Genomic DNA, 14,744 nt, shown 5'->3' with positions numbered 1-14,744 from the left:
GATGCTCCGGTCGGCACCGGGACGACAGAGTGTTGAGCTCGTTGTGCGGCGCACCCACATGAGACAGGCGTCGGATACCGCAGCGGCTCGCAGCCTCCTGGACGGTCCTGACGCTCAGCGCCCCGAAGTATTACCGATGATCTCCACGCCGCTGCCGTTCCACCGGAACCTCACCGTGGCGGGCAGACCCACCCCGCTGACATACGTCAGCGCAACGGTGTCCCCGGTGCTCTGCGCCGCGTCCACCCCATTGAAGCCGTAGGTGTCTGGCACGCCCTGCGGGATGAACTTGCCCAGGTGGAACAGCACCGCGCGGGTGGTCGGGCTGTCGCCGTTGGTGTTGGCTTTGATGATCACCGCGGACAGCTGCGCGCACTCGTTGTAGTTGCCGCCCAACGGTTCTGGGTTCCAGGCTTGTTGGCTGCGCGGGTCCCGGGGCAGCTCCGAGACCACTTTGGCGATGGTGGGCGAACCGAGATTTACCGCGCACGGGTCCGGTGGCGGCTCGCTCGTGCTGGGTGGGGCCGCCGTGCCCGGCGGCGGGTTCGCCGGCCCCGCTGTCATGGCCGCCGACGTGGGCTTGGTGGCCTGCGGGGTCTTGGCGACCGTGGAGTCCCCCGACCCGCATCCGGCTAACGCCAGGATGCATGCGGCAGCCAGGGCGGCAGCACGGCAGGGCAGCGACAACACACCGGGCACGGTACCGTCAGCCCGCTTCCGGTTGTGGCAGGCATGGCCGGGCAGCTGCCAAGTTGCCGGCACTCAGCGGTCCTGGCTAGGGGATTTCATAAATGCTCGGGGATCCCTTCATCGCAACCGGATATCACTCCAGCTCGGACTATCCGAACAGGCACGTCGCAGCGAAGGGCTGGTCAATGTCGTTTTTCATCGCGGCGCCGGGGGCGCTGACATCAGCCACTCGCGACCTGAGCGGGATAGGTGACACCATCACCGCGGCCAACGCCGCCGCGGCCGGCCGCACCACCAGTGTGTTGACCGCCGCCCAGGACGAGGTCTCGACGGCCCTCGCCGCGCTGTTCGGCTCGCACGCACAGACCTATCAGGCGATCAGCACACAGGTGTCGGCCTTCCACAGTCAGCTCGTATCGCAACTGCAAGCCGGCGCCGGCGCGTACGCCACCGCCGAGGCCGTCAATGTCGCGGCGATGAAGCCCGTCCTCGACGCGATCAACGCGCCCACGATGGCGACGGTCAATCGGCCGCTGATCGGCAACGGCGCCAACGGCGCGCCGGGCTCCGGGGCCGACGGGGCACCCGGCGGGATTTTGATCGGCAACGGTGGCGCCGGAGGCTCGGGTGGCGCCAACCACCTCGCCGGCGGTCGCGGCGGGGCCGGCGGGCTATTCGGCAACGGCGGTGCGGGTGGAGCGGGCTACCTGTCCGGGGCAGGCGGCAGTGGCGGGGCGGCCGGATTGTTCGGCAACGGCGGCGCCGGCGGGACGGGCGGCTTCAACACCGCCGGCGTCGGCGGAGCCGGCGGCGACGGCGGTACCGGGGGCATCTTCGGCGTCGGGGGTCCCGGCGGGATGGGGGGCAACGGAGTCGGCTTCGGCGGTGCCGGCGGAAACGGCGGGAATGCCGGGGATTTCGGCACGGGTGGCACGGGCGGCAACGGCGGCTTCGGCAGCAACAGCGCACTCGGGGCCGGCGACGGCACTGGCGGGGCCGGCGGTGCGGGCGGCAGCGCCAGCGGCCAATTCGGCTTTGGCGGCGCCGGAGGCGTCGGCGGGGGAGGCGGGGCCACCGGAGGCACCGGCGGTGCCGGCGGCCACGCGGGCCTGCTGTACGGCGACGGAGGCACCGGCGGGGTCGGCGGCTACGGGAACTTCAACGGGGGTGCCGGCGGTCGCGGCGGCGACGCCGGCTCCGCGTTCGGCTTCGGCGGCGCGGGCGGCGAAGGCGGGTTCGCCGGGGGGTCGCCCGGATTCGGCGGTCACGGTGGCACCGGCGGGGCCGGCTCGATGATCGGCACGGCCGGCAACGGCGGCAACGGCGGCCTGGGCCTGACGGGCTCCGGCAGCGCCGGCGCGGGGGGCTTGATTCTCAACGGCTCGCTACAGCAGACGCTGGCTCCGCTCAATGCGCCCGCCGAGTTGGTGTTCGGACGTCCGTTTATCGGCAACGGCGTCAACGCCGCCCCGGGAACCGGGGCAGACGGCGCGGCCGGCGGACTCCTGATGGGCTCCGGTGGCGCGGGCGGCTCCGGTGCGATCGGGCCTCGGGGAGCAGGCCAGACCGGTGGTCACGGAGGAGCGGGTGGCTGGTTCGGTAGCGGCGGGGCCGGCGGCAGCGGCGGCTACGGCTACGCGGGTCCGGGCGGCGCCGGGGGTACCGGAGGGGCCGGGGGGCTGTTCGGTCTGGGCGGTAACGGCGGGAGCGGCGGGAATTCCAGCGGGGTGGGCACCGGGGCGGGGGTGGCCGGCGCCGGCGGCGCGGGCGGGGCCGGCGGGCTGTTGGGCGGCGGTGGTTCCGGTGGTACCGGAGGCATCGGAACCACCATCGGAGGTACCGGAGGTGCCGGCGGGGCCGGCGGGCAGTTCGCACCCGGCGGCAACGGAGGCGCCGGCGGCAGCGGGATCCAGACGGGTGGTGCGGGCGGCGCCGGCGGCGACGCCACCGGAGCACTGGGCAGTGGTGGCTCCGGCGGAAGCGGCGGATATTCGGCGCGCGGCACCGGCGGAGCGGGCGGCGCCGGAGGTGACGGCGGCTCCCAGTTCGGTTTCGGTGGCGGCGGTGGTGCCGGTGGGCCGGGCGTCAACGGCGGACACGGTGGCGCCGGTGGCAACGCCGGCCAATACGGCAACGCGGGCGACGGCGGCGCAGGTGGTCTGGCGGCTGCGAATGGAACCGGACAGGGCGGCGCCGGCGGTAAGGGCGGCGACGCCGGTCAGACCGGCAACGGCGGCAACGGCGGCAATGGCGGGTACGGGACGACCAATGGTGCCGGCGGTGCCGGCGGCGCCGCCGGGCAAGTGACCGGCAAACGCGGGCGGCACGGCCTGACGTAGCCGGGGCCGCTCCGACCCGAGGGCGCGTGTCCGGCACCGGGACTGGCTAGACTCCCATGTCAAATGGACCTCCCGGAGAATTCTCCCCCCGAAACCTTCGCCGACCTGCAGATCCACCCCGATGTGGTGCGTGCGATCGCTGCCGTCGGCTATGAATCCCCGACCGGGATTCAGGCGGCCACGATCCCGGCGCTGATGGCCGGTTCCGACGTCGTCGGCCTGGCGCAGACCGGCACCGGCAAGACGGCCGCCTTCGCGCTGCCGATCCTGTCCAAGATCGACACCACCAGCAAAGCCACCCAGGCGCTGGTGCTGGCCCCCACCCGCGAACTGGCACTGCAGGTGGCCGAGGCCTTCAGCCGCTACGGGGCACTGCGGAACCTGACCGTCCTGCCGATCTACGGCGGAGCCTCCTACGGCGTGCAACTCGCCGGTCTGCGCCGCGGCGCCCAGGTCGTCGTCGGCACCCCGGGCCGCGTCATCGACCACCTGGAGCGCGGGACGCTGGATCTGTCCCGGGTGGACTACCTGGTGCTCGACGAGGCCGACGAGATGCTCACCATGGGCTTCGCCGAAGAGGTCGACCGCATCCTGTCCGAAACGCCGGAATACAAGCAGGTGGCCCTCTTCTCGGCGACCATGCCGCCGGCCATTCGCAAGATCACCACCAAGTACCTGCACGATCCGCTGGAAGTCACGTCTAAAGCGAAAACGGCTACCGCCGAGAATATTTCGCAGCGCTATATCCAGGTGGCGGGCCCACGCAAGATGGATGCGCTGACGCGGGTGCTCGAGGTCGAGCCGTTCGAAGCGATGATCGTCTTCGTGCGCACCAAGCAGGCCACCGAAGAGGTGGCCGAAAGACTGCGCGCCCGAGGCTTTTCCGCGGCTGCCATCAACGGCGACATCCCGCAAGGGCAGCGGGAGAGAACGATCGCGGCACTCAAGGACGGAAGCATCGACATCCTGGTGGCCACCGACGTCGCCGCCCGCGGACTGGATGTGGAGCGCATCTCCCACGTGCTCAACTACGACATCCCGCATGACACCGAGTCCTATGTGCACCGCATCGGGCGCACCGGCCGCGCCGGCCGGTCCGGCAGTGCGTTGCTGTTCGTGTCGCCCCGGGAGCGCCACCTGCTCAAGGCGATCGAAAAGGCCACGCGGCAAACACTTGTCGAGGCCGAACTGCCTACCGTGGAGGATGTCAACGCCCAGCGGGTAGCCAAGTTCGCCGACTCGATCACCGACGCCCTCGGCAGCCAAGGCATCGAGCTGTTCCGCCGGCTGGTGGAGGATTACGAACGCGAACACGACGTGCCGATGGCTGACATCGCCGCAGCGCTGGCGCTGCAATCTCGCGACGGTGAAGCCTTCCTGCTCTCGCCGGATCCGCCGCCGGAGCGGCGCAAAGAGCGCAAGGAACGGGACGAAAGTCGCGAGCGCCCCGAACGGCCAAGGCAAACAAAGCCTTTCACGACCTACCGGATCGACGTGGGCAAGCGGCACCGGATCGGCCCGGGCGCGATCGTCGGCGCCATCGCGAACGAGGGAGGCTTGCACCGTAGCGATTTCGGTCATATCGCGATCGGGCCCGATTTCTCGATGGTGGAACTTCCGGCGAAGCTGCCCCGGGAAACGCTGAAAAAGCTTGAACATACCCGTATTTCGGGTGTGCTGATCAACCTGCGGCCGGACCGGGGCTCCGGCAGTGCCGGCGGCCGGAGCCATCCGGGCGGCCGGGAAAATTCCCGCGCCCCGCGAAAACCCGCCGGCAAGGGAAAGCCGAGCCGGAAGCGCGACGCATGACGGTGTCGGAAGCCGAGGACGCCCAGGGCGGCCTCGAGCAGACCGCTGGCGTCGACCGGGTCGCTTCGCTCACCGGAGTCCGGGCCGTCGCCGCGCTGCTGGTGGTGGGCACCCACGCCGCCTACACCACCGGCAAATACACCCACGGCTACTGGGGTCTGGTCGGCGCGCGCATGGAGATCGGCGTTCCGATGTTCTTCGTCCTATCCGGATACCTGCTGTTCCGCCCGTGGGTCAAATCCGCGGCCACCGGCAGTCCGTGGCCGTCGGTGCGTCGCTACGCGCGTAACCGGGTGCGGCGCATCATGCCGGCCTACGTCGTCACCGTGCTGTTCGCCTACGTGCTATATCACTACCGCGAAGCGGGACCCAACCCCGGGCACAGCTGGCTCGGTCTGACCCGAAACCTCACGCTGACACAGATTTACACCGACGGCTACCTCGGCAAGTACCTGCACCAGGGCTTGACCCAGATGTGGAGCCTGGCGGTCGAGGCCGCCTTCTACGTGACGCTGCCGCTGCTGGCCTACCTGTTGCTGGTGCTGCTCAGCCGGCGACGGTGGCAGCCCAAGCTGGTCCTGGCGGCGCTGGCGGCGTTGACACTGATCAGCCCGGGCTGGCTGGTGCTGGTGCACATAGACCGGTTCTTTCCCGACGGCGCACGGCTGTGGCTGCCCACTTACCTGGCCTGGTTCCTGGGCGGCATGATGCTGACGGTTCTGCAGCAGATGGGCGTGCGCTGCTACGCGTTCGTGGCCATCCCGCTGGCGGTGATCTGCTACTTCATCGTCTCCACTCCGATCGCGGGCGCGCCCACCACCTCGCCGGCCTCGCTGCCGGAAGCGCTGTGGAAGACCGGGTTCTACGCGGTCATCGCCACGCTGGCGGTGGCGCCGCTGGCCCTGGGAGATCAGGGCTGGTATTCGCAGGTGTTGGCCAGCCGGCCGATGGTGTGGCTCGGCGAGATCTCCTATGAGATCTTCCTGATCCACCTGATCACAATGGAATTCGCGATGGTCTACATCGTCCGGGCGCACGTGTACACGGGCCCGATGTTGAACCTGTTCATCGCCACCGTGGTGGTGACCGTCCCGCTGGCCTGGTTGCTACACCGGTTCACCCGGGTTCGATAGCTCTGCCGCAGCGAAATCTCGGCGTTTTCAAAGTCTTTCGTGTTCCGGCCAAGGCCCGTATCAGACACGCGTAGAGTTCTGCAACGATCGTGAGCTGTTTGGTGCCGTCGAATGCCAGGGGAGCCGGGATGTCCTTGTACTTGATCGCTGTACCCGAGGCCTTTGCGGCGGCGTCCGCGGACCTGGCCGGGCTCGGCGCGACGATCAGCCAGGCCAATGCGGCGGCGGCCGCCTCGACTACCGAGGTGTTGCCCGCGGCCGCCGACGAGGTGTCGGAGGCGATAGCGCGGCTGTTCGGCGGTTTCGCCCAGGACTATGCGTTGATCAGCACGCAGCTGTCGGCATTCCACAACGAGTTCGTGCAGGCCCTGACCGGTGCGGGCAATGCCTATCGGGCGGCCGAAGCGGCCAGCGTCAACCCGCTGCAGACCGTGGTCGACGACATTCTGCTGGTGATCAATGCTCCGACCAAGTTCCTGTTGAACCGACCACTGATCGGCGATGGCACGAACGGGGCACCCGGTACCGGTCAAGCCGGCGGCGCCGGCGGAATCCTGTTGGGCAACGGCGGCAACGGGGGTTCCGGCGCTCCCGGCCAGGCCGGCGGCGCCGGCGGTGCGGCGGGGATCTTCTTCGGCAACGGCGGCGCCGGGGGCGTCGGTGGTGTCGGTGCGGCGGGTGGTGACGGGGGCTCTGCCGCCTTCTTGTTCGGCACCGGCGGCACCGGCGGCGTCGGCGGTGCCGGCGCGGTAGGGGGCCGGGGCGGCGCGGGCTCGTTCATCTACGGCGCCGGCGGCACCGGAGGCGTGGGTGGCGCCGGAGCCGCCGGGGGTATCGGCGGATCCGCGGGATTCTTCGGCAACGGCGGTGCCGGTGGGGCCGGCGGAGCCGGGGCCACCGGTGTCGGTGGCGCCGGTGGTGCCGGCGGCAACAGCGGGGTGATCTACGGCAGCGGGGGAGCGGGCGGCGCGGGCGGTGCCGGCGCGGCCGGCGGCTTCGACGGTGGGTCCGGCGGCGCGGGTGGAACGGTTTCCGCTTTGATCGGCGGCTCCGCGGGTGACGGCGGAGCCGGCGGGGCAGGCGGTATTGGGGTGACCGGTCCGGGCGGTGGCAACGGAGGTCAGGGCGGGACTGGCGGAGCCGGTGGGCTCGGCGGCGCGGTTCATTCGCTGATCGGTGGCGGCGGCGGGGCCGGCGGTGCCGGCGGTCAGGGCGGCCAGGGCGGCACCGGTGGCGTCGGCGTGGGCAACGCGGGTACCGGTGGAACGGGCGGCACCGGCGGAACCGGAGGAGTAGCCGGCGCCGGCGGAGCCGGCGGGCTGCTGGGTCCCGCCGGAGCGAGCGGCGCGAGCGGCCAGGGTGGCCAGGGTGGCACCGGCGGTGCGGGCGCGCTGGGTCTGACGAGTACGACGGCGGCCGTCGATGGCGGCCTCGGCGGAAACGGTGGCTCGGGCGGCCAGGGCGGAGTCGGTGGTGCCGCCATCGCGGGTGGCGCCAGTGGCGGCGGCGGCGTCGGCGGTACCGGTGGTGCCGGCGGCCAGGGTGGTACCGGGTTCGCCGACAACGGGGTCGACGCGGCGACGGCCGGGGGTAACGGTGGCCAGGGTGGTGCCGCCGGTGCCGGCGGCAAGGCCGGCGGCGCGGCGGGTCCCGACGGCGGCTACGGTACCGGCGGCCAGGGTGGCACCGGTGGTACCGGTGGGGCCGGGCTGCAAGGACAGACAAGCACGAAGGCGGGCGTCACCGGCGGCACCGGCGGTAATGGGGCCGCGGGTGGCCAGGGTGGGGCGGGCGGTGGTTCGGGTGCCGGTGGCACGGCCGGCGCCGGCGGGGCGGGCGGTACCGGTGGTGCCGGTGGCCAGGGTGGTGCCGGGTTTGCTGACAACGGGGTGGACGCGGCGACGGCTGGTGGTGACGGTGGTCAGGGTGGTGCCGCGGGCGCCGGTGGCAAGGCCGGTACGGGTGGCGCGGCGGGTGTCGACGGCGGTTACGGGACGGGCGGCCAGGGTGGTGGCGGCGGGACCGGCGGCGCCGGGCTGCAGGGACAGACGAGCACGAAGGCGGGCGTCACCGGGGGCACCGGCGGTAATGGGGCTGCGGGTGGCCAGGGTGGTGCGGGTGGTGGTTCGGGTGCCGGTGGTACGGCCGGCGCCGGCGGGGTGGGCGGTACCGGTGGTGCGGGTGGTCAGGGTGGTGCCGGGTTTGCTGACAATGGGGTGGACGCGGCGACGGCCGGGGGTGACGGTGGTCAGGGTGGTGCCGCCGGGGCCGGCGGTAAGGCCGGTAGTGGTGGCGCGGCGGGTGTCGACGGCGCTTACGGGACGGGCGGCAAGGGTGGTGGCGGCGGGACCGGCGGCGCCGGCCTGCAGGGACAGACGAGCACGACGGCGGGCGTCACCGGCGGCACCGGCGGTACTGGTGCCGCGGGCGGCCAGGGTGGTGCGGGCGGTGGTTCGGGTGCCGGTGGCACGGCCGGCGCCGGAGGCGTGGGCGGTACCGGTGGTGCCGGTGGCCAGGGTGGCGCCGGGTTTGCTGACAACGGGGTCGATGCGGCGACGGCCGGGGGTGACGGTGGCCAGGGTGGTGCCGCGGGCGCCGGCGGTAAGGCCGGTAGTGGTGGCGCGGCGGGTGTCGACGGCGCTTACGGGACAGGCGGCAAGGGTGGTGGCGGCGGGACCGGCGGCGCCGGACTGCAGGGACAGACAAGCACGACGGCGGGCGTCACCGGCGGCACCGGCGGTAGTGGGGCCGCGGGCGGCCAGGGTGGGGCGGGCGGTGGTTCGGGTGCCGGTGGCACGGCCGGCGCCGGCGGCGTGGGCGGTACCGGTGGTGCCGGTGGCCAGGGTGGTACCGGGTTTGCTGACAACGGGGTCGACGCGGCGACCGCCGGAGGCACCGGTGGCCAGGGTGGTGCTGCCGGGGCCGGCGGCAAGGCCGGTACTGGAGGCGCGGCGGGCGTGGATGGCGCCTATGGCACCGGCGGCCAGGGTGGTGCAGGTGGTACCGGCGGCGCGGGACTGCAGGGTCAGACGAGCACCACGGTGGGCGTTAACGGCGGCACCGGCGGAAACGGCGGGGCCGGTGGTCACGGCGGTGCCGGCGGAAATTCGGGCGCCGGTGGCACCGTCGGCGCCGGAGGCGTGGGCGGCATCGGTGGTGCCGGCGGAAACGGCGGTGGCGGGTTTACCGATGGCGGGATCACCGACGCGACCGCGGGCGGTGGCGGTGGTACCGGCGGCGTGGGCGGCGTGGGCGGCGCGATGGGCACCGGCGGCACCGCGAGCTCCGCGGGTGTCGGCGGCGCTGGTGGTGCGGGTGGTCAGGGCGGAGTCGGTGGCGAAGCGGCCGTGGGTAAGGCAGGCGGCGCGGGCGGTGCCGGTGGCCAGGGCGGCGCCGGCGGTGCCGGGGCGGTCGGCGTGCTCGGAGGTTCGGCGGCCGCCGGTGGAGTCGGTGGCCAGGGCGGGTCCGGCGGTGCCGGTGGCAATGCGGCGGCCGGAGCCACGAATGGCCTGGGAGGTGCCGGCGGTGTCGGCGGTCAGGGCGGTGCCGGTGGCGCCGGGTTCGCCGATGACGGCAGCAACAATGCCGGCGCCGGCGCGACCGGCGGGACCGGTGGTGTCGGCGGCGTGGGCGGTGCGGCGGGCACCGGCGGCTCCGGGGGCAGCACCGGAGCTGCTGGGACCGGCGGCAAGGGCGGCGTCGGCGGCCTGGGCGGAGCGGTGACCACCACCGGGTACACCGCGGGTGCCGGCGGCGCCGGCGGTGCCGGCGGGCAGGGCGCCGCCGGGGTCGCGAGTACGCCCAGCGGCGTAGGGTCCGCAGGCGGTGTCGGTGGCCAGGGTGGCACCGGCGGTGCCGGCGGCGCGGCGGTGAGCGGGGCCACGAATGGCGTTGGAGGCGCCGGCGGTGCCGGTGGCGAGGGTGGTACCGGTGGCGCTGGATTCACCGATACCGGCACCGACAATGCGGGTGCCGGCGGAACCGGCGGGACCGGCGGTGTCGGCGGTGCTGCTGGTGCGGTGGGCAGCGGCGGCACGGGGGGCAGTGCGGGCGCGGCGGGCGCCGGCGGAAACGGCGGCGTTGGCGGCCTGGGTGGGGCCGCCACCCTGGCCGGGGACGTCGCCGGTGCGGGCGGGGCCGGAGGACAGGGTGGTGCCGGTGGCGTCGGTGCCGTGAGCGCGCCGAGCGCTGCGGGCTCTGCCGGTGGTGTCGGTGGGCAGGGTGGCGCCGGTGGCGCCGGTGGGAAGGCGGTCGGGTCCGCCGTCAGTGGCAACGGGGGCATCGGAGGCACCGGCGGCCAGGGCGGTACCGGCGGCGCCGGGTTCACCGACGGCGGCAGCAACAATGCGGGCTCCGGCGGAACCGGCGGGACCGGTGGCGCCGGCGGCGTGGGCGGCGCTGCGGGTAGTGGCGGTATCAGCGGCACCGCGGGCGCGGCCGGAGCCGGTGGTCTGGGTGGCAACGGCGGCGTGGGGGGCGCCACGGCCACCGCGGGTAACACCTCGGGCGCCGGCGGCAATGGAGGCCAGGGCGGTGCGGGTGGCGCCGGCGCCGCGAGCGGGCCCAACGGGACGGGATCTGTCGGTGGCGTCGGCGGGCAGGGCGGTGCCGGTGGCACCGGCGGTGGCGCGGTGACCGGCGCCGTCCGCGGCAACGGTGGCATCGGGGGCGGTGGCGGCCAAGGTGGTGCCGGCGGTGCCGGGTTCGCCGATAGCGGCAGCGACAACGCGGGCGCCGGCGGAACCGGTGGGACCGGCGGAGTCGGTGGCGCCGGCGGTGCACTGGGCAGTGGCGGGTCAGGTGGCAGTGCCGGGACGGCCGGGGCCGGCGGCAAAGGCGGCATCGGCGGCGCGGGCGGGGCCACGAATATCAACGGCCACACCGCCGGAGCCGGTGGGCAGGGCGGTGCGGGTGGCGCCGGGGCGGTGGGTGTCGCCGGCGCTCCGGGCTCGTCCGGTGGTACCGGTGGGCAGGGCGGCGCCGGCGGTTCCGGCGGAGCCGCGGTGGCCGGGGCTACCAACGGAAAGGGCGGTATTGGGGGCGTCGGCGGCCAGGGTGGCGCCGGTGGCGCCGGGACCAATGAAGGCGGCGGCAACGCTGCGGGCGCCGGTGGAACCGGCGGGGCCGGTGGTCTCGGCGGCGACGGCGGAGCGGCGGGTACCGGCGGATCCGGGGGTAGCGCCGGAGCGGCAGGAGCCGGCGGCAAGGGCGGCGCAGGCGGCCAGGGCGGGGCGACCACCACGGTCGGCAACACCGCCGGTGCCGGTGGTGCCGGTGGCGCCGGGGGTGCTGGTGGCATCGGCGCCGTGGGTGCGACCGGCGCGGCAGGGTCTGCCGGTGGCGGCGGTGGGCAAGGGGGCGCCGGCGGTGTTGGCGGTGGGGCGGTGGTCGGAGCCACCAACGGCAAGGGAGGCGCCGGCGGGATCGGCGGCCAGGGTGGTGCCGGCGGCGCCGGGTTCGCCGATGACGGCAGCAATAACGCGGGCGCCGGCGGTACCGGCGGCACCGGTGGCCTGGGTGGCGCCGGCGGCGCGGTGGGCACCGGCGGTTCGGGAGGGACCGCGGGTGTCGGTGGCGCCGGCGGCCAGGGCGGCAGCGGCGGCGTGGGTGGTGCCACTGTTACCGCCGGCCACAACGCCGGTGTCGGCGGCGCCGGAGGCCAGGGTGGCGTCGGCGGCGCCGGGGCCGCCGGTGCGGCCAGTGGCGGCGCCGCCGCGAACGCCGGTCACGGCGGCAAGGGCGGTACCGGTGGGGCGGGCGGCCTGAACGCGGCCGGCACCGGCGGGACCGGCGGCACGGGCGGCGCGGGTGGCACCGGCGGCGTCGGCGGCAACGGCACCGGCGGCGAACTGGGCGGATTCGGCGGCAACGGCGGCTCCGGAGGCACCGGCGGTGTCGGCGGAACCGGCTCCAGCGGCAAGACCGGGACCGGTGGCAGCACTGGCGCCGCGGGCAATACCGGCGACGCCCCCACCGGAGGCAGCGGCTCCACCGGAGGTGTCGGCGGGTCCGGCGGTTCCGGTGGTTCCGGCGGTGCCGGCTCGGCGTAGATAATTGCGCCGGCTTCTCCTCGGGCCTTCCGGCCTGCATCGTCGCCGTCACCCCGGGTTAAATCCGGCTGGGATGGTTACCCTAACCTAAGTTGGACGACGCGATAGCGACGAAGGGTCAGGGAACGGATGGGCGAACAGAAGGCGTCTCGAGGTTTTGCCGGGGCAGTGCTGAAACTGCTGCGAGCGGGAGATTATCGGCTCACCGTGACCGGTCGGGAGGAAGTCAGCCCGCACTACCACCGGTTGAGCTTCGAGGCGGGCGGGTTGCTCACCGCGCATGAGGTGCATCCGACGATGTGGATCCGGTTGTGGTTCGCCGACGGCGACAAGTCACACCAACGCGGCTACACGCTGGTCAACCCCAACCCCGCGGCCGACACCTTCGACATCGAGTTCGCGCTGCACGACGGCATCGCATCGAACTGGGCGCGGGCTGCCCAGCCCGGCGACACCATCGAGGCGACCGTGATGGGCAGCAAGTTCGCCATTCCCGACCCGCAGCCGGCCGGGTACATCATCGTCGGTGACTGCGCCTCACTGCCCGCGATCAATTCGCTGCTGACGGCCATCGGCGATGCTCCCGCACAAGTGTTCCTGGAGGCCGGCTGCGACGACGACCGGCATCTACCGGTAGTGCGCGACGTCGACATCACCTGGGTGGACCGCAAGGACGGGGCGCTGCTGGAAGCGGTGCGGTCGGCGGCGTGTGACGGGGGTTGCCATTTCGGCTGGGTGGCCTGCGACAGCCGAACCACCCGCTCGGTTGTCAAGGTGCTGCGGGAGGACTTCGGGATTCCGCGGAAATCCATTAAGTCGCAAGCTTATTGGGTGGCCTGACCGGCCGATACCGGCGCCAGCACCGGAAGCACGAACTCTTCGATCATCGCTCGCTCGTCCTCCTCGCCGCGGCCGGGGAACATCAGCATCGAGATGATCACCCGCACCGCCCACCGCGCTCGGCGTTCGAGGGCGGCGTCGTCGGGACCTGGCGCGGGGCCCAATGAGGCGAGGAATCCGGAGGCCAGCGCGGTGATCACCTGCGACTGTCCCGCCATCTCACCGCCGATCGGCAACCGGGTGGAGCCGAACCATGCTGCCAGTGCCGGGTTTTCGCGAACCATCCGCAAGGTCGCGGTGATCCCGGCCACCAGCCGCTCCTGTGGGTCCTCGATGCGTTCGATCCGCCCGAGGATGTCGCGTCCCAACCGATGCGTCTCGCGGTGTACGTAGGCGGTGCGCAACGATTCCCGGCTGTCGAAGTACCGGTACAGCGTCGCCCTGGAACAGCCTGCGGCCCTGGCGATTTCGTTCATGCCGACCGACGCGGGATCCTGCTCGGTGAACAGCCGCTCGGCAGCGTCGAGGATCCGGTCCGCGGCGACTTCACTGCGCCGGTCGCCCAGCCAGTCACCCGCCATCAGGCCCGCACCCGGATGGGAACCGACAGTGGGCGGCGCACGTAGCTGCCGCCGGACCACACGATGTCGTCCACGTCGACCTCGAAATCAGGGCAGCGACCGAGCAATTCGCCCAGTGCGACCCGCGACTGCATCCGCGCCGCGGCAGCCCCGAGGCAGTGGTGCGCGCCGTGGCTGAAGGTCAGAATGTTGCGCGGGCAGCGGGTGACGTCGAGTTCGCCCGCGTTTTCACCGTATTGGCGTTCGTCGCGGTTGGCCGACCCGTACACCAGCAGCACCCGGCGACCGGCCGGGATGGTGGTGTTCTCGATCGTGACGTCGCGCGTGACCGTGCGGGCCAGGTTCTGCGCCGGCGAGGTGAGCCGCAGCAGTTCGTCGACGGCGTCCGGGATCAGCCCGGGGTCATCCACCAGCAGCTGCCGCTGGTCGGGCCGCTCGTGCAGCAAAGGCATTGAGCCGCCGAGCATTCCGGTGACCGTGTCGTTGCCGCCGGTGACCATGGTGAAGGTGAATCCCAGGATGGACAGAATGCCGGAGATGTCGCCGTCCGCACCGACGCCGGCACTGACCAGGTGGGATATCGTGTCATCCTCGGGCTCGGTCCGGCGCCGCTCGATCAAGGCGGTGAAGTAGGCCATCATCGTGCCCACCGCGTCCCCGACGGTCTCCAGCGCGCCGGCGATACCGCCCTCGGCGGTGTTGGCCGCGACGATGGCCTGGGTCCAGCCGTCGAATTGCGCCCAATCCTGCTCGGGCACACCGAGATAATGCGCGACGACCATGGACGGCAGCGGCTTGAACAACTCGGTGACGATGTCACCCTCGCCGCGGGCGCGGATCTTCTCGATGCGTTCGACGACGAACTCGCGCACCTTGGGTTCGACGGCCTCGACCTGGCGCGGCGTGAAACCGCGCGAAACCAGCTTGCGGAACTGGGTGTGCACCGGCGGGTCCTGCATCACCATCGGCGGGTTATCCCGCAGCCCGATCATGTCCAGGTCGCCGTAGTTGACGGTCAGGCCCTGCGCGGAAGAGAACGTCTCGTGATCGCGGGCCGCCGCCCAGACGTCGGCGTGCCGGGACAGCACGTAGTAGTCGTGGTCGGGACGACCCGCCGGCACGACGTGATGCACCGGGTCGTGGTCCCGCAGCGCCCGGTACATCGGCCACGGGTCGGACCAGGTCTCGGCGGTAGCCAGGACGAACTTCGCCGGGGCTTCATGAGACATAACCGCAGTCATGTCTTATTGGTACGACACACTGTCCACCGTGTCAACCGTCGACAGTGAATCTGACGACGCG

8 protein-coding genes are annotated in these 14,744 nt (G+C 72.8%); 5 read left to right on the top strand and 3 right to left on the bottom strand.

The features are described 5' to 3' along the window. Positions 1-114: 114 nt before the first annotated feature. Entirely contained in the window at positions 115-699 is a 585-nt protein-coding gene (locus tag C0J29_RS22975) for an LppP/LprE family lipoprotein (protein ID WP_371872501.1), read from the bottom strand. 176 nt (positions 700-875) lie between these two features. Between C0J29_RS22975 and C0J29_RS22965 the strand changes: the two genes are divergently transcribed. The 5 genes from C0J29_RS22965 to C0J29_RS22945 all read left to right on the top strand — a co-directional run bounded on the left by C0J29_RS22965 (position 876) and on the right by C0J29_RS22945 (position 12,861). Then, positions 876-3,029, top strand: coding sequence for a PE family protein (locus C0J29_RS22965; RefSeq protein ID WP_120793647.1), 2,154 nt, complete (start codon positions 876-878; stop codon positions 3,027-3,029). A 63-nt stretch (positions 3,030-3,092) separates the two neighbouring features. Then, a complete protein-coding gene (locus tag C0J29_RS22960; protein WP_120793646.1) occupies positions 3,093-4,838 on the top strand; it encodes a DEAD/DEAH box helicase in 1,746 nt (581 codons plus the stop codon). Beyond that, positions 4,835-5,971, top strand: a complete 1,137-nt coding sequence (locus C0J29_RS22955; RefSeq protein ID WP_065163550.1) for an acyltransferase family protein — start codon at positions 4,835-4,837, stop codon at positions 5,969-5,971. The genes C0J29_RS22960 and C0J29_RS22955 overlap by 4 nt, the downstream gene beginning before the upstream one ends. 128 nt (positions 5,972-6,099) lie before the next feature. Beyond that, positions 6,100-12,021, top strand: coding sequence for a PE family protein (locus C0J29_RS22950; RefSeq protein WP_120793645.1), 5,922 nt, complete (start codon positions 6,100-6,102; stop codon positions 12,019-12,021). A 129-nt stretch (positions 12,022-12,150) separates the two neighbouring features. Continuing rightward, positions 12,151-12,861: a siderophore-interacting protein gene (locus C0J29_RS22945; RefSeq protein ID WP_120793644.1), complete on the top strand. Its 711-nt coding sequence runs from the start codon at positions 12,151-12,153 to the stop codon at positions 12,859-12,861. Here the strand turns inward: C0J29_RS22945 and C0J29_RS22940 are convergent. Together C0J29_RS22940 and C0J29_RS22935 are read right to left on the bottom strand one after the other, a co-directional pair. Next, positions 12,846-13,442, bottom strand: a complete 597-nt coding sequence (locus tag C0J29_RS22940) for a TetR/AcrR family transcriptional regulator (protein ID WP_120793643.1) — start codon at positions 13,440-13,442, stop codon at positions 12,846-12,848. The two genes, C0J29_RS22945 and C0J29_RS22940, sit on opposite strands and share 16 nt — an antisense overlap. After that, positions 13,442-14,683, bottom strand: coding sequence for a cytochrome P450 (locus tag C0J29_RS22935; protein ID WP_162951537.1), 1,242 nt, complete (start codon positions 14,681-14,683; stop codon positions 13,442-13,444). Before C0J29_RS22935 ends, C0J29_RS22940 begins: the two co-directional genes overlap by 1 nt. Positions 14,684-14,744 lie beyond the last annotated feature (61 nt).

It is taken from the genome of Mycobacterium paragordonae (genome assembly GCF_003614435.1).
GTDB classification, from domain to species: Bacteria; Actinomycetota; Actinomycetes; order Mycobacteriales; family Mycobacteriaceae; genus Mycobacterium; species Mycobacterium paragordonae.
This window is presented reverse-complemented; position numbering and strand designations above follow the sequence as displayed.

Coding starts and splice junctions, on each gene's coding strand:
- C0J29_RS22965 (WP_120793647.1), top strand. CDS start 876: ATGTCGTTTTTCATCGCGGCGCCGGGGGCGCTGACATCAGCCACTCGC.
- C0J29_RS22960 (WP_120793646.1), top strand. CDS start 3,093: ATGGACCTCCCGGAGAATTCTCCCCCCGAAACCTTCGCCGACCTGCAG.
- C0J29_RS22955 (WP_065163550.1), top strand. CDS start 4,835: ATGACGGTGTCGGAAGCCGAGGACGCCCAGGGCGGCCTCGAGCAGACC.
- C0J29_RS22950 (WP_120793645.1), top strand. CDS start 6,100: ATGTCCTTGTACTTGATCGCTGTACCCGAGGCCTTTGCGGCGGCGTCC.
- C0J29_RS22945 (WP_120793644.1), top strand. CDS start 12,151: ATGGGCGAACAGAAGGCGTCTCGAGGTTTTGCCGGGGCAGTGCTGAAA.
- C0J29_RS22940 (WP_120793643.1), bottom strand. CDS start 13,442: ATGGCGGGTGACTGGCTGGGCGACCGGCGCAGTGAAGTCGCCGCGGAC.
- C0J29_RS22935 (WP_162951537.1), bottom strand. CDS start 14,683: ATGACTGCGGTTATGTCTCATGAAGCCCCGGCGAAGTTCGTCCTGGCT.